The organism is Henriciella algicola (genome assembly GCF_003576245.1).
Lineage (GTDB): Bacteria > Pseudomonadota > Alphaproteobacteria > Caulobacterales > Hyphomonadaceae > Henriciella > Henriciella algicola.
Genome location: NZ_QWGA01000003.1, coordinates 1,350,590 through 1,371,169, shown reverse-complemented (window position 1 = coordinate 1,371,169; position 20,580 = coordinate 1,350,590). Strand labels below are relative to the sequence as shown.

Sequence of the window (20,580 nt, the reverse complement as noted above, 5' to 3'; positions counted from 1 at the left end):
CCTGCAACACTATATATAGTGCCAAATCACACGTTTTCTCGCAAGATATATACCTGAGCGGTCCATCATTTTCCACAGCGAATGGCAAACTGTGGACAATTGCCGCGCCGGGCGCGCAACCCCTTAATACGCAACGGAAATTGAGACAGCGCCGAACCTTTGCGGCCCCGCCTGGCGCTGAAATTCTTCAGTTCTGTGCACATAGGTGAAAGCGAGCTGGACGTTTTCCACGTGAATCGCTGCGCCCGCCTGCGCGTCCGCGACCAGCTTGTTGCGGTCTGAAACGCGCGGGCTGTCGCGCCAGGCATTGCCGTCCAGAAACATGTCGCGAAGAATGAAGCGTCCCTCCAATCCGGCAAAGAGGTAACCGCCGACAGCCTGCTGTGGTGAGAAGGTGCCGGCCCCGGCGAGCGCGGGCCGAATGCGAGGTGGACCAAAATCCGCACCGAGGTCCCAACCAATGCGGCCCGTCAGACCAGTGGCTGCATAAGTCCGCACATTGCCTACGGCACCGCCAGCGTGAATGCCATAATCGGTCTCCAGCCCCAGCGGCAGACGCGGACCGTCGTAGAGCGCCATGCGTTGCGCAATCAGTTCAACACCGGGCTCGTCGCGTAATTGATGGCTCCACCCCTTGGGTTTGTCTTCCTCAATGAGGTCGTGCCAGTTGGTCTGCACAAACTCACCCAGCGCCGCAGGGCCGACGACGCCAAGGTTCAGCTGGAGCACGTCCTGTATGTTTTCGTCACTCGCAACCACGGTCCCCGAAACATACAGCCAGCCGGCATACGGCCTGTCATCAGGGTCCGGCGTCCTGAGCGAGATGTCATTCGGCGTGAAGATCGCATGGGACAGCGCCAGACCCTGACGCAGCTTGCGCCGCTCCAGATCAAGCAGGGGGACACGGCGCGCCGCCCAGTCGAGGATGGGCAGAACCCTGTCTTCGGGGGACACGCGCTCGATCCGGATACCATTTGTGTAGTCGCGGTCGGTACCCCCAAACAGGTCATTTTCTGATGTCAGCGACCAGACCCCGCGTGCTGCGGGCCGGTCAGCGTCCTGCTCAATCGCCGCCTGCGCGTGCACGGGCAGACACATACAGAAAAGGAAAATGAGGAAGATTAAGAACGCAGCGCGCATTTGAGACAGGACCGGAGAGCGATTGATCGCCGCGCCCATAGCTCAGCCAGGTACGGTCCGTCAGCTTAAATTCTGGAAACGACTGCGGAAGACAGTCTAACGGCGGAGGGTAAAGCTCACGCCCGCGAAGTCTTCTGCCGCGCGCTGACCTTGAAGACCGCGCTCATTGTACTCCACCTCGCGGTGAATATAGCTCAGCGAGAGCTGGCCATTGCCGCGCGTGAAAGACACGCCCGCCTGCATATCGCCGACGGTCACCTGATCGCGAAGCGCCATGCGATTTGTGAAGTTACGGTCGCCATCAGGCTCGTAGACGAGGGCTTCGCCATCCGCGCCTGCGAACAGATACCAGCTATCGGGCGCCACGTTCTGTCCGCGCTGGTCGAAATTCTGACCGATACGGATTTCACCGCCGACGCTTCTCTGTTGGAAATCGCCATCCTTGCTCAGGCTGACGCGCGGCACGACGCCGACATCAAAGCCGAGGCCGGTGCGCTCCATCGGTGCGGAAATCGCGACTTCGGCATCGAAGTCGCTGACCTGACGAACAGGACGCGTCATATTCTCGACGCTGCGACGGCCCTGATAGCCGACAATACCGGCCGAATTTGAGATGCGAAGGCTGTTCACACTTGGGGGGCGGCTTGCATCGACGCCGATCGGGCGCGTCGTGCGCACGCCAAGGACCGGCGCAATCGCAATCTCAGATGTAGCTGATGTCTGTGCTTGGCTGAACGAGAAGTTCGAGGCCGCACGGATCGTCGCCGCGGTCTGCGTATCGGTCGTCTCGACGAGGCGATAATCGACGTCTGGCGCCGCACCTCTAACGGTCGCAGCAGAAGCAGCTGGTGCCGGGGAACATCCCTGACAGCCTGCGGCGATCACTGAGGCCAAAACCAATAACATTGCGTCCACTCCAGCCAACCCTAAACCATAGGGTTACGACATTTCGTCCCTCTTGTAGCACAGCCTATGGCACTATCACAGGGGTGTTACGAATTGTTGTACCCACGAATTCTTACAATTCCTCCATTGAGACCTTGTTCCTGAGAAAGTGATTTTTCTAAGGCGAAATGACACGTTTGGTTAAATCCCTGCCCTGCTGACCTCTGACAGAAGGCATTTTCGGCCGCTCACTAAGCTGACGCTCAACACAATCGGTATTGAGCGGCTTCTCAAACTTGTTACATGGTAACCTCAATGATGCTGCCGCGATCCAGTCTCGCCCTCAAGGCGCTTTTCGTGGCCCTGTTCCTATGGATTCAGGGCGCGGCCCTCTATGACGCCGCAGCACATGGCGATGCGCCCCACGACCATTACGGTGTCTCGTGTGACCTTGAGCATGTTGTCGCGCCGCAAGTCGCGCCGCTGCCTACCTCACCGACACTTCCTTCGCCGCCGCGCACGTTCACGATCAGCGAGGCGCCAACCCTCGATTTCAGACCGTGGTCGCGCCCGCCCGGACGTGGCCCACCTCCCCGAGGGCCGCCCGCCTTCAATCAATAGTGACTGACGACGCCTGAGGCTCCGGACAATGAAACCGGACCCCGGCGACCTTCCTGTTGATTGAGGGGAATACTCAAAATGACTTCCAGAATCCTGCGCCGCACGCTCGCGGCAACCCTACTTGTGGGCGCAAGCCCACTTGCCATCGCCCAGAATGCAGACACCGCCCCGACGACCGAAACGTCGGAACGTCTCTCCACCGTCATCGTCTCCGGTGTCGGCCCGCAGCGCGAAACCGACGAGATGATCGGAAACGCCAGCGCCGTCTCACGCGGCGAGATCGTCGAACGCCTCCAGGCCTCCCTCGGCAATACGCTCGATAGCGAGCCCGGCGTTTCCACGACCCATTTTGGTCAGGCGGCCAGCCGTCCCGTCCTTCGCGGACTTGGCGCGGAACGCGTTCTGGTCCTGACCAACGGCATTGGCGTGATCGACGCCTCCGCCGCCTCGCCTGACCACCAGGTCGCCGGCGACGGTATCGATGCCGAGAAGATCGAAATCCTGCGCGGCCCGGCTGCGCTGGCTTATGGCGGCCAGGCAATTGGCGGCGTTGTGAATGTCATCGACGGTTTGATCGTTGAGGACCTTCCCGAAGAGCCCGTCTCCGGCGAAGCCTATGGCGCTTACAACAGCGTCAACGAAGGCCAGGAAGGGGCCATCAAGGGCCGCTTTACCACCGGGCCTTTCGTGCTGTCCCTCTCGGCGTCGGCACGCGACTTCGAAAACTACGACATTCCCGGCTTTGCTGAATCCTCACGCCTGCGCGCCCTCGAAGCGCTTGAAGGTGATGACCACCATGATGAGGAAGAGCATGACGAGGATGAAGATCACGACCACGAGGAACACGAAGACGAGGAAGTCCGCGACACGCTGGAGAACTCTTTCGTAGAGACCGAATCCTTTGCGGGCGGTCTCTCCTGGGTCGGTGATGGCGCCTTTGCCGGTATCGCCGTTCGTCGCCAGACATCCTCTTACGGTCTACCGGGCCACAGCCACGCGCATGAACATGAGCATGAAGAAGATCATGACCATGAAGAAGGCGAAGACCACGATGAAGATCATGACGAGGAGCACGAGGAAGGCGAAGAGGGCGAAGAGAACCCGTTCATCGACCTCGAACAGACCCGCTATGATTTCCGCGCTGGCGCGGACCTGAATGTCGGGCCATTCACCCGCATTGCCGGTAATATCTCTATCGCTGACTATGAGCACACCGAGTTCGAAGCGCCGGGCGAACCCGGCACCAAATACGAAAGTGACGGGGCCGAAGGCCGTGTCGAGCTTGGTACTGGCTTCGGTGACTGGGAGGGCGCCGTCGGCGTTCAGATCCTCGACAAGACACTGGACGCATTCGGTGACGAGGCCTTCATCACAAAGACCGACACCATGTCGACCGGCGTGTTCCTGTACCAGACGAGGGAATGGACCAACGGCTTCGGTGTCGAAGGCGGTCTGCGCTACGACTCGACCGAGCTCGACAATATCGTGGCGGGCTCACGCGAGTACGACCTTTTCTCTGGCTCGTTCGGCGTGCACCAGCACTGGGAAAATGGCTGGTTCGTCGGTGGTCAGGTCAGCCTGACCGAACGCGCACCAAATGAGAGCGAGCTCTTCGCTGACGGCGCACACCTTGCGACCGAGCAGTATGAAGTTGGCGACAACACGCTGGACAAGGAACGCGGCCTGAACCTTGAGGGCACAATTCGCTGGCGCGGTGATACCGGCTTTGGCTTCGGCGCAAACCTGTTCCACACGGAGTTTGACGGCTTCATCTACCTGACGCCAGGCCTCGCCTTTGATGATGATGGTGACCTCGTCGATGAGATTGACGAACTGCCGGTCTATCTCTTCGTGCAGGAAGACACGAGCTTCACGGGCGGCGAGATCTACGTCGACTACGTGCTCGCTGGCGGCCCGCTCGGCGCTGACTGGCGCGCAGAAGCCAATGTCGACTTTGTCAGCTCTGACATTGATGATGGCGGCAACGTGCCACTTCTCCCGCCAACGACTTTCAATGCTTCGCTCGACGGCGACTGGGGCCTCTGGAAAGCCGGAGCAAGCGTGACCGTCGCAGCAGATCAGGACGATACTGGTGTCGGCGAGTTGCCAACGGATGGCTACACAACGCTCGACCTGCGCGGGGCGCTGTCGCTGGCGGATCTTGGTGTAGGCCGCGAAGGTACCGAGTTCTTCCTCGAGGCACGGAACATCACGGATGAAGAAGTTCGCTACGCCACCTCCGTGCTGAAAGACACGGTTCCTGCCCCCGGTCGCAACTTCCGCGGCGGTGTAAGGATTGTGTTCTAGGCCAGCGTCTTCCGGCGGCCCACAACGCCCTCGTCCTTCGACTTCGCTCAGGATGAGGGCGTTGAATTTCTGCCCCCGCAAAGGCGCTCTTGCTGAGCGAAGTATGTGCCCGCCAAGGCAGGTATCGATGCACGAGCGCCCCAGTCGCTACAATTCAAGCAAACAAAAACCCCTCAGATGAAAGCGATTGCGACGCCTACTGGCAGGCGAGGCATTCGTCATAGTCGGTGTTCGGCACGTCCATGCCGGTTGCCTTTTCCTTGTCGGCGGCGCCCGCAAAGCTTGCGCGCTGGACCGATTTGGAGCGGCAGTAATAAAGCGACTTCAGGCCCTTTTCCCATGCCGTCCAGTGCAGCATGTGGAGGTCCCACTTGTTGATGTCGGCAGGCAGGAAGACGTTGAGCGACTGGCTCTGGCAAATATACGGCGTGCGGTCTGCAGCCAGTTCGATGATCCAGCGCTGGTCGAGCTCGAACGCCGTCTTGAAGACAGACTTTTCATGCTCGTCGAGGCAGTCGAGATGCTGGACGGAGCCTTCATTCTCGAGGATCGAATTCCACGTCTCTTCGGTGTTCGCGCCCTTCTGTTCGAGCACGCGCTCCAGCTGCTGGTTCTTCACCGTGAAGGAGCCTGACAGCGTCTTGTGCGTGTAGACGTTTGCCGGGATAGGCTCGATGCCAGCCGAGGTGCCGCCGCAGATGATCGAGATCGACGCGGTTGGTGCAACGGCCATCTTGTGGCTGAAGCGGGCCATCATGCCTGCATCGCGTGCGTCTTCACATGGGCCACGCTCCTTGGCGAGCTTGACCGATGCCTGGTCGGCGCCAGCGCGGATGTGCTTGAACATCTTCTCGTTCCAGACTTTCGACATCGCGCTTTCGATTGGCACGTTCATCGTCTGCAGGAAGGAATGAAAGCCCATCAGGCCGAGACCGACCGAACGCTCGCGCTTTGCCGAATAGACGGCGCGGGCCATCTCATTCGGCGCGCGCTGGATGAAGTCTTCCAGCACGTTGTCGAGGAAGCGGAAGATGTCTTCCAGGAAGTTCTCGTCCTTGGACCATTCGAGGAATTTCTCGGCATTGACCGAAGACAGGCAGCAGACAGCCGTGCGGTCTTCGCCATTCTGGTCGACGCCGGTCGGAAGGGTGATTTCCGAGCAGAGGTTCGACTGGTGAACCTTGAGGCCGAGCTTGCGCTGGTGCGCTGGCATCGCGTTGTTCACCGTGTCGGTGAAGAGCAGGTATGGCTCACCGGTCTGGATGCGCAGCTCGAGGATCTTCTGCCAGATCTTGCGTGCGTTGACGGTGCGCAGCACTTCGCCGGACTTTGGCGAACGCAGGCCGAACTCTTCATCCTTGCGGACCGCTTCCATGAACTCATCGGTGATGTTGATGCCATGGTGCAGGTTGAGAGACTTGCGGTTGAAGTCGCCCGACGCTTTGCGGATCTCGAGGAACTCCTCGATTTCAGGGTGGTGCACGTCGAGATAGCAGGCTGCAGAGCCGCGGCGCAGCGAGCCCTGGGAAATCGCCAGCGTCAGGCTGTCCATCACGCGGATGAAAGGAATGATGCCGGAGGTCTGTCCGTTCTGGCCGACCTTCTCACCGATGGAGCGGACATTGCCCCAATAGGTGCCGATGCCGCCGCCATTCGAGGCGAGCCAGACATTCTCCGTCCACGTCTCGACGATGTCATCGAGCGAGTCGCCAACCTGGTTGAGGAAGCACGAAATCGGCAGGCCCCGGTCTGCGCCGCCATTCGAGAGGACAGGCGTCGCTGGCATGAACCAGAGGCGGGAGATGTAATCATAGATGCGCTGGGCGTGATCCTGATCGTCAGCGAAGGCCTTCGCGACGCGGGCAAACATGTCCTGATAGCTTTCCCCGGTAAGGAGGTAGCGATCTTCGAGCGTCTTCTTGCCGAACTCGGTCAGCAGCGCGTCACGCGACTCATCAATCGTGATCTCGATATCGTTAACGACCTTGAGGTCCGGGCGCGGCTTCTGGCCTTTAGGCTTGCCCCGGCGGAGCGCGGCGGATGTTTTGGTCGCAACAGTGCTCGCAGACATGGTGTCTTTCCTCTCAATCGGCCCGTCATATATAGGGATTTGGCCCCAGAAGCGCCATATGCGGTGCCTCTACCCCGTCCCAATACTAGATATAGTGTTCCGAAGGTTAAGGCTTGGTCAATGGGCACTCTGCCGAATTTGCGACGGTTGCCGTGGAAATCTCACCATCTTCGGTGGGTTTCCTGCCTGCAATGCCCGTCACTAAAAGCGATAAACGAATTGCAGAAAATTTCGTTTCGGGTGCGGAAAGATTCAGGGCACTGGCGCGCAAACGAGCACGCCCTGAATCACTTTTTCGCAAGACGATAAGAAAGCCCCCTTCGCGGCGGGAATCTGGTCTCGAATCACCCCTCCTTACCCAGTGCCGACAATGACCGGTCGGACACATCACCGAAGAGCCGCGCGATGGACTGATTCCACTCATAGAGCCGTTGCCAGTTGTCCCCGCCATTCGGCATCAGGCCGAGCCGAACAATGACGAGGTCCTTGGACGGTACAATCCAGATCGTCTGTCCCTCATGGCCCTGCGCGGAGAAGGCGTCGAAGGGCGGCGTCGTTGCCGCCTGATCCGCCGGCACTGGTGCCGGGTCAGCGCCCAGCCACCAGCCTGCGCCATAGACATTGGCTTTTGTGGACACAGGATCCCGGCGGGAAAAGCCGACCCAGCCCCTAGGCAAGAGGCGCTCCCCTTCCCATACGCCGTCACGCAGATAGAGATAGCCGAACTTCGCAAAGTCGCGCGCCGAAGCCCAGACGAGCGAGCCGCCGAGATAGGTGCCAGCGGCATCAAACTCAGGCTGCGCGTCCATGCCGATGGGCCCGAAGAAAACGTCCTTCATCCATTCGACCATCGCCGCGTTCGTAGAAGCGCACCGCGTATCGGGCGATGTCGCCTGTTCCTGGGAAGCCGCGCTGCCTTGCGTCGAGCAAGACCCTTCTATTCCAGCGATACGTTGAAGCGCCCATCCGATTAGATGAAATCCAGCCGTTGAGTAATTCCACACCGCGCCGGGGTCGTGCGCCAGCTCGAACTCATCCACTATATGTTGTGCCACATCGAACCGGCCGGGGCCGTACATCATCTGGACGACATCATTGTCTGTGAGCCCCGTTGACCCGATTTCGAGATAATCGAGCCCATCCGTCATCGTCAGCCACTGGCGCCAGGTGATCTCGCCGCGCGGGTCACCCTCCGGAAACGGGGTCGGCATCGCATAATCAATATCCTCGATCAGGCCGAGCTCGACTGCCCGGCCTACGAGCGCCGAAGTGATCGATTTCGCCATAGACCATGACACCTGCTTGATGTCCGGCCCGAATCCTTCGGCATAGGTTTCGAAGATGAGGCGCCCTTCATGGATAATGACGATCGCCCGCGTCTGGCCCATCGGCTCGGTCACGCTCGTCGCCATCGCGTCACGCACGAGAAGCGACAGCTCCTCTTCGACCCCGGCAGGCACCTCGCCCTCAGGCCAGCTCTGAGTGGGCCAAGCAAGGCCGTCAGGCTGCGGCAGCAGCGGCACGAGGCCTTGAGCACTCGCCTGCATGCCAACAGCGCAGGCGGCTGCAATAAGCAGAGACTTGAAGAACATCGACGCGCTCCGTAACGATTGTCACAGCACATCTAGAGGCAGAGCATGAAACTCGTCAAAGCCGCAGTCGTCATCGTGATCATGCTAGGCGTCGCAGCCCTTCTTGCCTGGCAATTCATGATCAAGGACCAGATCGATCTTGCCCGTGTCGCGACACCCTACGGCGCCAAGATGGTCTGCTCTTGCCGGTTCGTGGCAGAGCGCCCGATGGAGAGCTGCCTTGCCGACTTTACCGAAGACGTCAGCGCCGTGAGCTTCGCCGAAAAGGATAATTCGATCCGGGCCACCGTGCTGGGCGGCGTGGTCAGCGCTACGGCTGTTTATGAAGACGACCTTGGCTGTACGCTGATTGATCAAGCACGCTAGTAGCGGTCATGGCGCGGTGGCGCTCCTTGCCATTTCAACATCGACATCGAACAGGCCGCCATAGCGCGGTGCAAGCTCGTCAACAAAAGCAGTCGCGGGGACAGCAATCTCATAAGGCCCTTCGGCATAGGCGCCGACCGTGTAAGGTTCAAAATGATAGACGAGCCCCGCTGGCGCTTCGCTATCGACACCGCGTGCAATGGTGAAATTCTCGAAGATGACGTCATTATTGTCGAACGCAGCCCTTAGCCAGCTGTCCATCAACTGCTCATCGCTGAGATCCGGATCGTTCAGACGTTCGCGCTTTGCAATGATCAGCGCCGCCTGAAGGGCGTCCGCCATGACAGCACGCGCCGCCTCATCATCCTCGAAAAGGTCACCGAAGCCGATCTCCTCGCCGAGGCCTTCATCCCAGTTCAGCATGCTGAACTGGAAATTGGGATGCGCGCCGCCAGCATAGGCCGCATAAGAGCCAAGGAACGACCGCAGCGTGCCTTCGCGTGGCCCGACTTCTTCCCAGCTGACCGTCAGAGAGTGCGACCGAAAGGCGTAGCCCTCATTCTCAGCATCGGCGCGATCGTTCTGCGCCGCCGCGAGAAACGCTTCCTTGCCGTCTTCGGCGCGTTGACGGATCAGGGCCGCCAGCTTCGGGTCGATCTCATCGATGCGTGCAGGCAGGCGAATGTCGATCGACGCCGCCTCAGTGCCGCTGACGATAGCGATACCGCCATTTGGATCGGCGAAGCCGCTACTTGAAGGCTGTTCAGGTCGCGGTAGTTGCGACACCCGAACGCTTTCGGTTTCGTCCACGGCTTCCGCGCCGCACGCGGCAAGGAAGATTGCACTCATCAGGAACACGCTGGCTTGCTTCATCGGCGGCGCCTCAAATGAAACGGAATCAGTGATTTATAGGCTCAACAGTTCTGGGTCGCCACCCTGGGCTGTGATGTCCACTGTCACCACACGTTCGCTTGCGAAGCGCAGCATATAGTGCGGCCCGCCCGCTTTTGGACCGGTGCCGGAAAGACCCTCACCGCCAAATGGCTGAACACCCACAACTGCGCCCGTGATCGACCGGTTGACGTACATGTTGCCCGCCTTCACCGCGGCACGAACCTTGGCCGCAAAGCTTTCGAGACGCGAGTGAACGCCGAGCGTCAAGCCATACCCCTTCGCTTCAAGCGCAGCACCAACCTCGGCAATATTGTCCGGCTTGTAGCGCACCACGTGAAGCACTGGCCCGAAGGTCTCTTTCTCGATCTGGTCGAGCGACTTCAGCTCAATGATCGATGGACCAAAGAAGTGGCCGCCTTCCGGCGCGTCCAGCTTCTTCACCACAGACGCCTCTGTTTCCATGCGTGCCATATAGGCGTGGAGCATGTCATGGGCTTCTCCGTCGATGACGGGTCCGACATCGGTGTCAGCCCGGCCCGGGTCGCCGACTTTCAGCTCATCCATCGCGCCCTTCAGGCCTTCCAGAATGAAATCGGCGGTCGCATCCGGCAGGAACAGGACGCGCAGCGCAGAGCAGCGCTGCCCCGCCGACCCGAAGGCCGAGTTCAGGACGTCGTCGATCACCTGCTCGCGCAGGGCCGTGGTGTCGACAAACATGCCGTTCAGCCCGCCAGTCTCCGCGATAAGCGGAATGATCGGTCCTTGCCGATCCGCCAGCGTCTTGTTGATGAGGCGGGCGGTATCCGTGCCGCCGGTGAAGCAGACGCCGCTGACACGGAGGTCCTTGGTGAGCTTTGCGCCCACAGTCTCACCGCGTCCCGGAACGAGGTGGAGTGCGCCAGCTGGAAGACCGACCTGCTGGAAGATACGCACAGCTTCAAAAGCAATGATCGGCGCCTGCTCTGCAGGCTTGGCGACGACCGTATTACCTGCGCCCAGCGCAGCCGTGATCTGGCCCGTGAAGATCGCCAGCGGGAAATTCCAGGGCGAGATGCAGGCGAATACGCCGCGTCCGTGCAGCGAGATGTGGTTGGTCTCACCTGCAGGCCCCGGAAGGCGTGTCCGCCCCTCGAACTTTTCTTCCGCCTGCACCGCATAATAGCGGCAGAAATCGACGGCTTCGCGCACTTCCGCGATGCCATCGGCAAACGTCTTGCCAGCCTCTTCGGCCATGAGCGCGACCAGCCGGTCCATATTGGCTTCGAGTGCATCGCCCATGTCCGACAGGATCTTCGCGCGTTTCGCTCCGCCAAGCGCGTCCCATTCAGGCTGGAAGGCGGTTGCCGCATCGAGCGCGGCATCGACATCTGCATCAGACGCTTCGCGCACAGTTCCGAGACGGCGCGAGGTGTCGGATGGCGCGAACACTTCCGCGCCGCCATCGCTCAGCACTTTGCCAGAGATGATCGGCCCCGCGACGAGCGCCTTGCCTTCACGCAGCCGGTCGACATGGTCTTCCAGAACCTTGCGCTCGCTCGCCTGTGAGAGGTCCACACCGATGGAGTTCTTGCGCATCGGGCCATAGAGACGCGGCGGCGTTGGAATGCGCGGATGGCGGCGGGGGCCGGCTTCGACTTTCGCGATCGGGTCATCAACGACCTTTTCGACATCGACATCCGGGTCGAGGAAAGAGTGCACGAAGCTCGTATTCGCGCCATTCTCCAGAAGGCGGCGCACGAGATAAGGCAGAAGGTCCTTATGCGCACCGACCGGCGCATAGACGCGAACCTTGTCGCCTTTCTCCGCCGCGCCATAGAGCGGCTCACCCATGCCGTGCAGGCGCTGGAATTCGTAATTCGTCACGCCTTCTGCTTCAGCCATCATCAGGATGGTCGCCAGCGAGTGGGCATTATGCGTCGCAAACTGCGGATAGATGCGCGGGCTTGCCTGCAGCAGCGCGTGTGCGCAGACGAGATAGTTGATGTCGGTGCCGTGCTTCGTCGTGAAGACCGGGAAGTTCACCATGCCATCTTCATGGGCGTGCTTGATCTCTGTGTCCCAATAGGCGCCCTTCACCAGGCGCACCATGAGACGCATGCCAGTCTCGCCAGCCAGTTCGGACAGGCGCTTGATCACATCCTGCGCGCGCTTCTGATAAGCCTGCACCGCAAGGCCAAGTCCGCTCCAGGCTTTCAGCGATGGCTCACGCATCAGCCGCTCAAGCAGTTGCAGCGAGATGACCAGCCTGTCGGCCTCCTCAGCGTCGAGGCAGAGATTGATATTGGCCTTAGCCGCATCCACGCAGAGCGCCAGCAGACGCGGATATAGCTCTGCATGCACGCGCGCATCATTGACTGCCTCATAGCGCGGATGAAGCGCTGACAGCTTTACCGAAATGCCGTTCTTTGCTTCCGGCGAAAGGGACGCGTCGCCATCCGCACCGACCTCTTTGATCGCCTCGCGATAGGACTGGAAATAGCGCTCGGCATCGTCATGCGTGCGCGCGCCCTCACCCAGCATGTCAAAGCTGAAATTCGCCGCCTCACCGGCTTTCACTTTCTTGCGGCCGCGCTTCAGCGCTTCGTCGATTGTCCGGCCCAGCACGAACTGCTCACCCATGATCCGCATGGCCTGCATCATTGCGGCGCGAATGACCGGTTCGCCGCTTTCGCGCACAAGGTTGGATACGAAAGTCCCCGGGCCCTTCTTGGCATCGCTTGGCGCGCCGATGACGCGCCCGGTCAGCATCAGGCCCCAGGTCGAGGCGTTGACCAGCCAGCTGTCGGACTGGCCCGAATGCGCGCCCCAATCGCCAGAGCGAATCTTCTCAGCGATCAGATCGTCGCGCGTATCGGCGTCCGGCACACGCAGCAGCGCTTCGGCCAGACACATCAGCGCAAGACCTTCAGAGTTCGAAAGACCGAACTCCTCTAGGAAGCTTTCCATCATGCCTTTAGGGCGACCGGCCGCGCGGGCGATCTGGACAAGTTCGCGACCACGGCGAACCGCAGCGGTGCGTGCGCGTTCATCCAGCGGTAGCGATTTCAGGATTTCGGCAACAAGGGCTTCCTCATCGGCGAATTTGATCTTGTCGAGCGCGTCCCAGCTCTTCGCCATGGGCGTCAGCGTATCGGGCATTGTGTCCTCCGTCGTCTGGCGGTCCTGCACGATCATCCTATCGCAAACCGTCAGGCGGGTTTACGCCGGACTGCATGTCTCTAAAAGTGGGACCACGCAGCCATGCGGCAAGGAGTATAGATGCGCATCATGCTTATCACAGACGCCTGGGAACCACAGGTGAATGGCGTCGTCCGGACCATGAAACGTGTCATCGCCGAATGCGAGGAGATGGGGCATGAATGGGAAGTGGTCTCGCCTGCCGATGACTTTCTGACCATGCCGCTACCGACCTATAGCGAGATTCAGCTTGCGCTGTTTGCCCGCAACAAGATTTCCGAGCGCTTCGAAAACTTCCAGCCCGATGCTGTCCACATCGCGACCGAAGGTACGCTTGGCCTTGCGGGCCGCGCCATGTGCCTGAAGGAAAAGCATCCCTTTTCGACCTCCTATCACACGCGCTTTCCCGAATACGTCTCGGCCCGTTTCCCTGTGCCGACCTCGTGGGGCTATAGCTATGTGCGCTGGTTCCACAAATATTCCGGCAAGGTCATGGTCGCGACACCGTCCATGCGCGAAGAGCTTGAGGAGCACGGCTTCAACAATGTCGTCTCATGGACGCGGGGCGTTGATGTCGACCTTTTCCACCCCTCGCGCCGTATCGAGGAAGGTCAGCCCGGCGACCCGTTCGAAGGCCTGCCGCGTCCAATCTTCCTCAATGTTGGCCGCGTCGCGGTCGAGAAGAACATCGAGGCATTCGCAGAGCTCGACCTCCCCGGCACCAAGGTCATCGTTGGTGAAGGTCCGCAACTACAGGAGCTGAAGCGCCGCTATCCGGAAGTGAAGTTCCTCGGCGCCCGGTTCAACGAAGAGCTCGCCACTTGTTTTGCGAGCGCTGACGTTTTCTGCTTCCCGAGCCTGACCGACACGTTCGGGCTCGTCATTCTCGAAGCCATGGCCACCGGTACGCCGGTTGCGGCCTATAACGCGCCCGGCCCGCGCGACATCATCCCCGGCTCAAACGCTGGCGTCATCGATGATGACCTTGAGAAGGCCTGCAAGACTTGCCTCGATCTCGACCGGGCGGTGACGCGCACCTATGCCGAAGGTTATAGCTGGCGCGCCTGCGCCGAGGCCTTCATCGAAAACCTCGATCCGCTACCGGTGCCAGAGCGCAAGCGCTTCTGGCAGAAGATCAGGCTTCGCCGGCGCAAGAAGAAATTCCCACCCGATACAAAAGCCGGGTGAGTACACCGCCTGACATAGACACGCTGAAACGCCTTGTGGGCCAGTCCGTGCCGGACCTCGCCGCCCAACCCTTCGCCCGTGTCCGCAATGCCGGCACCGACAATCTCATCTACAAGATTGGCGATGCTCATGCGCTCCGCGTTGCGCGCCGCCATGAAGCGATCCCGTCGCTGGCCTACCGCGAACCGGTCGCCATGCGCAGCCTGAAAGACTTACCGCTTGAGACGCCTGAACTCGTCGCCAACGGTCTGACCGGCATGGCTGAAAGCTGGCCTTGGCTGGTTTGCTCCTGGCTGGAAGGTGAGAGCGCGGAGGCAGTCGGTCATGCGTTCACTGAAACCGACGCCAAACGCCTCGCCCTCTTCCTGCTCGATCTGCAGGGCCAGAAGCGCGACTTCGCCGCCGAACCCAATATCGACAATCACTGGCGCGGCTGCCCGCTTGTCCAACGCGACGCACCCACACGCGGCGCGATTGCCGATGTCGCAGACGATTTCGATGCCATCGCGCTCGCCGCCATCTGGAAGGTCGCGCTCGAAGCGCCGCCATGCCTCGAGCGGGACAGGACCTGGATCCACGGTGACCTTCACGCGGGCAATCTTCTGGTGAAAGACGAGGCGCTTTCCGGCGTACTCGATTGGGGGCTTTCCGGCCTCGGCGATCCGGCTTCAGACCTGATGGCAGGCTTCACCCTGTTCGAAGGCGCAGCTCAGGACGCGTTCTGGAAAGCCTCGGGAATAAGCGAAACCGTCTGGCGGCGCGCCCGCGGCTGGGCGCTGTCGACCAGCGTGATTGCGTATGCCTTCTACCGCGGGACGAAAACACCGATTGAGAAGCGCAGCCGGAAACTGCTCGAGGACTTCTCGTTCAGCATCTAGCTTTTGGCAATGTCCATGGTTTCAAGTGACAGCGCCTTCTCTCTTACGGCCGCGCGCTCATCTTCCTGAAGCGGGATCAGACCCTTCTCGACCAGATACCCGGTCGGACCCCACGCGTCTTCCTGCGTAAACTCTGAGATGAAGTCGGTAAGGCCAGGCACCAGATTCGCATTCTGCTTCTTCACATAGAAGAACATCGAACGTGAAATCCCGTAATTGCCGCTCGCAATGTTTTCAAAGCTCGGCTCCAGACCGCCAATGCTCGCGCCCTTCAGGCGGTCGAGGTTCTGCTCCAGGAAGGAGAAGCCCATGATGCCGATACTGTCAGGGTTCTTCATCAGGGTCTGGACGATGGCTGTGTCGTTCTCACCAGAGTCGATCCACTTGCCGTCCATGCGGATCGTCGTGGCGCGGCGGCCGAATTCATCTGGATTGCTTTCCTTCAGCGCCGCGACTTCAGGCACCTCTTCAGCGCCGCCTTCCATGGCGAGTTCGGCGAAGGCGTCGCGCGTCCCCGAGGTCGGCGGCGGACCAGAAACGAGGATCGGCATGTCAGGCAGGTGGTCTGCGACATCCTGCCAGGTCTCGTTCGGGTTCTCTTCCCACCCACCATTGCCATCCGGCAGTTCTTCGGCGAGCGCGCGATAGATCTCTTCCTTGGAGAGGTCGAGCACCGGCGACCCCTTGGCATTTGCCAGAACGATCCCGTCATAGCCGATCTTCACTTCGACAATCTCGGTAACGCCTTGGCGTGCGCAGAGCGCCAGCTCGGACGCTTTCACTGGACGCGACGCATTGCTGATTGAAGGCTCCTTGGGCCCAATGCCCTGACAGAAGGCCTGAAACCCACCGCCGGTGCCCGTCGTCTCTACGATTGGGGTTGGAAATTCCGACACCGCACCAAACTGCTCGGCGACCGTCGTCGAGAACGGTGAGACCGTTGAGGAACCCACGATCCTGATCTTTTCGTCTGGAGAAGCTGCGAAAACCTGCAGCTCTCCAGAGCTCGCATCAATCTCGGAAAGGTCTGTCTTGGGCGCACAGGCAGTCGCGAGCAAGCCTGCAGTCAGGGCCAGAAAGAGCGTACGCATGGGGGCCGTCCTAAAGTCCAAAGAGCATTTCGTCGGCTACCGTTTATATGGCTTTTGTGACAGTCACATGCCTGCGACTGTCATCTCTTTGCAGGCAGCAATACGGGCGGGCAAACGCGGTCGAATCCAAAACGTCCGCACACCTTCACAAGGCGGCCGTGATCGCCGCCCTCATCCGTGATGTACAGCCTGCCACCGGCCTCACCCGTTCGCGGCTGCGGGGCCGCACCTTCAAGTACGCGAAGGGTCTGACGCGCGATCGCGGCGCCAGAATCTATAAAGGTGACACCGTCTGGCGCCGCCGCAGCGAGCTGCGCGCGCACCAGCGGAAAATGTGTGCAGGCGAGCACGATTGTATCCACATCGCCGCCATCCTTGGCATCAAAGATTGGCGCCAGCGCGGCGGTGAAGCCTCCTCCATCATAGGCTTCACCCGCTGCAAAAGCCTCAGCAAGGCGTACCAGCTCGACGCTGCCATGCAGGATCACGGTGATTTCGCTCGCAAAATCCTCGATCAGTTTCGCGGTGTAGGCGCGGCGGATGGTCCCCGGCGTCGCAAGCAAGCCGATGACCCCTGTTCTCGTCAGGGATGCAGCAGGCTTGATCGCGGGCACCGTCCCGACAACAGGGATATCGAGACGCGCGCGCACCTCGTCCAGCGCCAGCGTGCTCGCCGTGTTGCAGGCAATAACAAACACATCGGGCTGCGCCTCCCGCACCAGCGCCTCGGCCACATCAGGCAGGCGCGCGCGCAGCGCTTCATCACTCTTGTCACCATAGGGGAAAAATCCGGTATCGGCGGCATAGTCGACCTTCAGCGCAGGGGCCATCTGGCAGATTTCCCGTGCCACAGTCAGCCCGCCCATGCCTGAATCAAAGACCAGCACGCGCCCCTGCGCGTCTCGCATTTCCTGCGTCATGGACTGGTCTGGCGTCGTCATCCCGTCTCCCGTCGGACTTACATATCGCGGTGCGGCGGCGGCGTGAACATGCCCGTTCCGGATACTGCAGACCTCGCCCTAGGGCAGCTCGCTTGAAAAAGGGTGAAAACAGGCGTATGTTGCACTGCAGCATAAAGGACAAACCCATGACCACAGAGACAACAAGGCCGAACCCGCTTGAACTCTGGACGGAGTCTGTCTCCGCGTGGCGCGACCTTAGCCAGAGCGCCGGTGAGGCCTGGATGGACGCGATGATGTCGATGAAGCCCGGCGCAGGCGAAGCCGCCCCGGAAGCGGCAACCCGCGACCTTTTCCGCAAACTGGCCGATCTCAACCTGCAGCACTGGGAGCATGCCGCCAAGCTGATAGAAGCGATGCCGGCCTGGATGCGCTGGCCACAGACCGTGCCGGGCGACATGATGACCGACTGGTTCGACCGGCTGCGCCGCGATGCAGGCGCGCCTTATGTCCAGACACCTCAGATGGCACCGGCTGCAGTTGCCGCGGCCGGTGAAGCCGCCTTCCGTCAGCCAACGGCCCTGACCGCGCCTGAAGGCGAAGCCGACGATCTCACGCGCATCAAGGGCATCGGACCAAAGCTTTCAAAGACGCTGAATGAGCTTGGCATCTTCCACTTCAAGCAGATCGCGAGCTGGGAAGCTGACGAAGCTGGCTGGATCGATGAATATCTGTCCTTCAGAGGCCGTGTCGCCCGCGAGCAGTGGATTGAGCAGGCCCAGAAGTTCTCATCCAATGGCGCGCTTCACTAGACCGTCAGCCATTACATAAACAGACGAAGCGCGGCCCTGGTCTCAGGTGCCGCGCTTTTCTTCTCTACGGATTATTTATTCAATCGGACCCAAAATCACCCGGAAGCTCGGCGTCATCGCGCGAGTCCGGCTTGGGCAGCCCGATATCCTTGCAGATCTGCTTCAGCGCCGTCTTCAGCCCCTCTTCCAGCGTCGGATGATAGAAAGGCTTGTTCAGCAGGTCGCTGGCCTTCGACCCGTTCTCAATCTCCCAGCAGATAAGATGAGCGAGATGCTCTGCGTCTGGTCCGACCAGCGTCGCTCCGGTCAAGGCGCCGCAATGCGCCTTCGCATAGACCTCACAGACACCCTGGTTGACGCCCATCGCCCTGGCCCGTCCCTGATCGGCAAAGTCTACCTTCCCGACGACCGTATCTTCGTCCGGTTCTGCGCCAACCTTTGCCATGTTGGGCTCAGTGAACATGACTTGCAGTCGGGTTGATCGCTCGAAGGACTGAACATCTGGAAAGGACGCGGCGTTTGCTCCGGCAATCGTTCCCTCCTTTGAGGCTTCATGAAGGATCGGGCGATCACCATTGGCATCACCAACAATGAACACCGGCGACTGGCCGCATTGCAGGGTGGCTGCATCGAATACGGGGCCGCCATTCTCGTTGAGCTCAAGTCCAGATTTCTCAAGATCGAGCCCATCAAGTTCAGGCGCACGACCGGTGGCTACCATCAGCCTGTCGAAATCCGCTTCTTTCGTCTCGCCGTTCTCTGACCAGCTGACGGTAACGCCGCCATCTCCATTCCGGCGCGCCTCAGGCTCAACATTGAGGTGGAAACCAAGCTCATCCTTTAGCGCTTCCCGCAGCGAGGTCTCCGGCTCTCCTGCCTCAAGCCCAGCCAGCTGCGCGCTCTTGTCGAACACCTCAACACGCACGCCAAGCCGCGCAAGCGCCTGCGCTAGTTCCAGCCCAAGCGGCCCGGCGCCTATAACGCCGACCGATGCCGGCAGGTCTTCAAGATCAAACAGGGTTTCGTTCGTTATGAGCGTGTCACCAAGGTCCTCAAACGGGGGAGGAATGACAGGCGAGGAGCCGACCGCGATCACGATTGCTTTCGCCGCAACCATCCTGCCATCATCCAGAGCAAGTTCTGTCGGAGAGGCAAAGCGCGCCGATGCTTTGACAGTCACGCCATCTGGCAGATCGGCGATCTGTTTCTTTACGCCAGAAACGAAATCATCCCGCAGCCGCTGGACACGCGCCATGACTTTCGGTCCATCGACCCTTGGCGCCCCCACCTCAATCCCGAATTTGCCCGCAGCGCGCACGTGATGGGCGGCATTGCCCGCCGCAATCAGAAGCTTCGACGGCATACATCCGACGGACGCACACGTGGTGCCGGAGAAGTGAGGATCGATCAGCAGCGTGCGTGCTCCAGCGGCACGCGCTTTTCTCTCGGCCGCAAGCCCTGCCGTGCCCGCACCGATGATCGCGACGTCTACATTGAAATCAGCCAGAATCCGCTCCGTTAAGCTCAACCAGCCCTAACAGGCGAAGCCCTGAAGGGGTTCCAGTTGCGCCGCTTCGGTTTGGCCCTTTCCCTGGGCCCAGCCGCGACGGCATTCCGGACGAAAGCCAGCTTGTCGCGGACAGTTGGGGCAATCACGAACGGGTAGAGATCGAAGAGACCCATGGACCGGTTCACATGATTGAACGCGATACCAAGGTTTGCCCCTGCGCTGATGAGAGCATCGCCATCATTGGTCCTGTAGGGGTCGATCATCGCCGCATTCGCGTGTCGAAGGCCAGCCGCGCTCGCGCTGTCAATCATGTCGGTCAGGTGAACAAGGTGCGCAAACGTCTCTGCCCAATCCTCATGTGGGTGGCTGGAGGCATATTCCGTGATGTGATTGTCCTGCCATCCCTGCGGCGGCCCGCTCTCATAATGCCGAGCAAGCGCAGCGCCATAATCGGCACGTTCATCGCCGAACAGGTTGCGGAAAGACGACGCAAAACGCTCATCCTGAACAAGGCGCAGGAAGACATAGTGACCGAGCTCATGGCGGAAATGGCCCACCAGTGTGCGATAGCGTTCACTCAGTTTTTCGCGCCGCGCAACGCGCTGGGCCGGGTCGGCCTCTGTCACATTGATCGTGATCAGACCATCAGCATGACCCATCGTCACCGGCGCAGGCCCGGTGGACGTCACCTCTGAAAGAAGATGAAAGCGCGGCCACATGCCCTGGTCGCCCGCCTTTAGCCAGCCCCACTGCCCCAGATTGACCAGAACCCAGCGCTTTGCCGCTTCGGTTTCGGCCCAAAGTGGGACATTGGTGTTCACCATGGAGTCGGGCACGATTTCCGTCATCGCGCAGGCGCGGCACAGCGAACCATGCCCCGCATCGGCCTTCCAGTTACAGTTTATCTGCTCGCGGTTGGCGCATCCGGCGTCCAGAACTTCGAACTTTTCCGCTTCCGGATCGAACGCCACCTCCGCGCCGCAACTGCAGGCACGATTATTGAAATAGAGAGTCCCTTTGCAGCTCGGGCACTTAAAAAGTTTCATGTGAGGACATCCAGATTGGCAGGCATTGCCAGACGTTGTAACGCCGGTTTGTGCTTCGGCGTTCCGCGTCGGGGCAGCGTAGAAACAGGTTTAGACAGTTGGG

At 60.4% G+C, this 20,580-nt stretch carries 16 protein-coding genes; 6 read left to right on the top strand and 10 right to left on the bottom strand.

Annotated elements, in window-relative coordinates:
- Positions 1-123 precede the first annotated feature (123 nt).
- Both D1222_RS07235 and D1222_RS07230 read right to left on the bottom strand, forming a co-directional pair.
- Complete coding sequence (locus D1222_RS07235; protein ID WP_325049223.1) at positions 124-1,098, bottom strand: lipid A deacylase LpxR family protein; 975 nt, start codon at positions 1,096-1,098, stop codon at positions 124-126.
- Between the two features lie 138 nt (positions 1,099-1,236).
- The gene (locus D1222_RS07230; protein ID WP_119453505.1) at positions 1,237-2,046 is read right to left on the bottom strand and encodes a lipid A-modifier LpxR family protein; all 810 of its coding nucleotides are present in this window, start codon (positions 2,044-2,046) and stop codon (positions 1,237-1,239) included.
- A 294-nt stretch (positions 2,047-2,340) separates the two neighbouring features.
- Here D1222_RS07230 and D1222_RS07225 point away from each other — a divergent pair, with 294 nt between their 5' ends.
- The gene (locus D1222_RS07225) at positions 2,341-2,646 is read left to right on the top strand and encodes a hypothetical protein (protein ID WP_119453504.1); all 306 of its coding nucleotides are present in this window, start codon (positions 2,341-2,343) and stop codon (positions 2,644-2,646) included.
- Positions 2,647-2,724: 78 nt separating this feature from the next.
- A complete protein-coding gene (locus tag D1222_RS07220) occupies positions 2,725-4,953 on the top strand; it encodes a TonB-dependent receptor (protein WP_119453503.1) in 2,229 nt (742 codons plus the stop codon).
- Positions 4,954-5,149: 196 nt separating this feature from the next.
- On the opposite strand, the gene D1222_RS07215 is transcribed toward D1222_RS07220, so the two are convergent.
- Together D1222_RS07215 and D1222_RS07210 are read right to left on the bottom strand one after the other, a co-directional pair.
- A complete protein-coding gene (locus D1222_RS07215) occupies positions 5,150-7,024 on the bottom strand; it encodes a ribonucleoside-diphosphate reductase subunit alpha (RefSeq protein ID WP_119453502.1) in 1,875 nt (624 codons plus the stop codon).
- Between the two features lie 344 nt (positions 7,025-7,368).
- Entirely contained in the window at positions 7,369-8,616 is a 1,248-nt protein-coding gene (locus tag D1222_RS07210) for a serine hydrolase domain-containing protein (RefSeq protein ID WP_119453501.1), read from the bottom strand.
- Between the two features lie 45 nt (positions 8,617-8,661).
- Between D1222_RS07210 and D1222_RS07205 the strand changes: the two genes are divergently transcribed.
- Positions 8,662-8,982 (top strand): hypothetical protein, encoded by a 321-nt coding sequence (locus D1222_RS07205; protein WP_119453500.1) that lies wholly within the window; start codon positions 8,662-8,664, stop codon positions 8,980-8,982.
- 6 nt (positions 8,983-8,988) lie between these two features.
- Here the strand turns inward: D1222_RS07205 and D1222_RS07200 are convergent, their stop codons facing one another.
- The gene (locus D1222_RS07200) at positions 8,989-9,855 is read right to left on the bottom strand and encodes a DUF3298 and DUF4163 domain-containing protein (protein WP_119453499.1); all 867 of its coding nucleotides are present in this window, start codon (positions 9,853-9,855) and stop codon (positions 8,989-8,991) included.
- Between the two features lie 33 nt (positions 9,856-9,888).
- Complete coding sequence (gene putA, locus D1222_RS07195; protein WP_233348552.1) at positions 9,889-13,014, bottom strand: bifunctional proline dehydrogenase/L-glutamate gamma-semialdehyde dehydrogenase PutA; 3,126 nt, start codon at positions 13,012-13,014, stop codon at positions 9,889-9,891.
- Between the two features lie 120 nt (positions 13,015-13,134).
- Here putA and D1222_RS07190 point away from each other — a divergent pair, with 120 nt between their 5' ends.
- Both D1222_RS07190 and D1222_RS07185 read left to right on the top strand, forming a co-directional pair.
- Positions 13,135-14,241 carry a glycosyltransferase family 4 protein gene (locus tag D1222_RS07190; RefSeq protein WP_119453497.1) on the top strand — a complete coding sequence of 369 codons (1,107 nt, stop codon included), beginning with the start codon at positions 13,135-13,137 and terminating at the stop codon, positions 14,239-14,241.
- Positions 14,238-15,119 (top strand): phosphotransferase, encoded by an 882-nt coding sequence (locus D1222_RS07185; RefSeq protein WP_182481893.1) that lies wholly within the window; start codon positions 14,238-14,240, stop codon positions 15,117-15,119. Before D1222_RS07190 ends, D1222_RS07185 begins: the two co-directional genes overlap by 4 nt.
- Here D1222_RS07185 and D1222_RS07180 read toward each other — a convergent pair.
- Both D1222_RS07180 and murI read right to left on the bottom strand, forming a co-directional pair.
- A complete protein-coding gene (locus D1222_RS07180; RefSeq protein WP_119453495.1) occupies positions 15,116-16,210 on the bottom strand; it encodes a substrate-binding domain-containing protein in 1,095 nt (364 codons plus the stop codon). The genes D1222_RS07185 and D1222_RS07180 overlap by 4 nt on opposite strands.
- Before the next feature lie 80 nt (positions 16,211-16,290).
- Complete coding sequence (gene murI, locus D1222_RS07175) at positions 16,291-17,151, bottom strand: glutamate racemase (RefSeq protein ID WP_119453494.1); 861 nt, start codon at positions 17,149-17,151, stop codon at positions 16,291-16,293.
- 146 nt (positions 17,152-17,297) lie between these two features.
- On the opposite strand from murI, the gene D1222_RS07170 reads away from it, so the two are divergent.
- Positions 17,298-17,921 carry a hypothetical protein gene (locus D1222_RS07170; RefSeq protein ID WP_119453493.1) on the top strand — a complete coding sequence of 208 codons (624 nt, stop codon included), beginning with the start codon at positions 17,298-17,300 and terminating at the stop codon, positions 17,919-17,921.
- 79 nt (positions 17,922-18,000) lie between these two features.
- On the opposite strand, the gene D1222_RS07165 is transcribed toward D1222_RS07170, so the two are convergent.
- Positions 18,001-19,449 (bottom strand): dihydrolipoyl dehydrogenase, encoded by a 1,449-nt coding sequence (locus D1222_RS07165; protein WP_233348548.1) that lies wholly within the window; start codon positions 19,447-19,449, stop codon positions 18,001-18,003.
- On the bottom strand, positions 19,446-20,477 hold the full coding sequence (locus tag D1222_RS07160; protein ID WP_119453492.1) for a zinc-binding metallopeptidase family protein: 1,032 nt from the start codon (positions 20,475-20,477) through the stop codon (positions 19,446-19,448). The genes D1222_RS07165 and D1222_RS07160 overlap by 4 nt, the downstream gene beginning before the upstream one ends.
- Positions 20,478-20,580: the final 103 nt, after the last annotated feature.

What these genes read in the sequence shown, in the direction of transcription:
- D1222_RS07160 (WP_119453492.1), bottom strand. Translation starts at nt 20,477, where the DNA reads ATGAAACTTTTTAAGTGCCCGAGCTGCAAAGGGACTCTCTATTTCAAT.
- D1222_RS07235 (WP_325049223.1), bottom strand. Translation starts at nt 1,098, where the DNA reads ATGTGTCTGCCCGTGCACGCGCAGGCGGCGATTGAGCAGGACGCTGAC.
- D1222_RS07170 (WP_119453493.1), top strand. Translation starts at nt 17,298, where the DNA reads ATGACCACAGAGACAACAAGGCCGAACCCGCTTGAACTCTGGACGGAG.
- putA (WP_233348552.1), bottom strand. Translation starts at nt 13,014, where the DNA reads ATGCCCGATACGCTGACGCCCATGGCGAAGAGCTGGGACGCGCTCGAC.
- D1222_RS07230 (WP_119453505.1), bottom strand. Translation starts at nt 2,046, where the DNA reads ATGTTATTGGTTTTGGCCTCAGTGATCGCCGCAGGCTGTCAGGGATGT.
- D1222_RS07200 (WP_119453499.1), bottom strand. Translation starts at nt 9,855, where the DNA reads ATGAAGCAAGCCAGCGTGTTCCTGATGAGTGCAATCTTCCTTGCCGCG.
- D1222_RS07190 (WP_119453497.1), top strand. Translation starts at nt 13,135, where the DNA reads ATGCGCATCATGCTTATCACAGACGCCTGGGAACCACAGGTGAATGGC.
- murI (WP_119453494.1), bottom strand. Translation starts at nt 17,151, where the DNA reads ATGACGACGCCAGACCAGTCCATGACGCAGGAAATGCGAGACGCGCAG.
- D1222_RS07205 (WP_119453500.1), top strand. Translation starts at nt 8,662, where the DNA reads ATGAAACTCGTCAAAGCCGCAGTCGTCATCGTGATCATGCTAGGCGTC.
- D1222_RS07210 (WP_119453501.1), bottom strand. Translation starts at nt 8,616, where the DNA reads ATGTTCTTCAAGTCTCTGCTTATTGCAGCCGCCTGCGCTGTTGGCATG.
- D1222_RS07225 (WP_119453504.1), top strand. Translation starts at nt 2,341, where the DNA reads ATGATGCTGCCGCGATCCAGTCTCGCCCTCAAGGCGCTTTTCGTGGCC.
- D1222_RS07220 (WP_119453503.1), top strand. Translation starts at nt 2,725, where the DNA reads ATGACTTCCAGAATCCTGCGCCGCACGCTCGCGGCAACCCTACTTGTG.
- D1222_RS07180 (WP_119453495.1), bottom strand. Translation starts at nt 16,210, where the DNA reads ATGCGTACGCTCTTTCTGGCCCTGACTGCAGGCTTGCTCGCGACTGCC.
- D1222_RS07215 (WP_119453502.1), bottom strand. Translation starts at nt 7,024, where the DNA reads ATGTCTGCGAGCACTGTTGCGACCAAAACATCCGCCGCGCTCCGCCGG.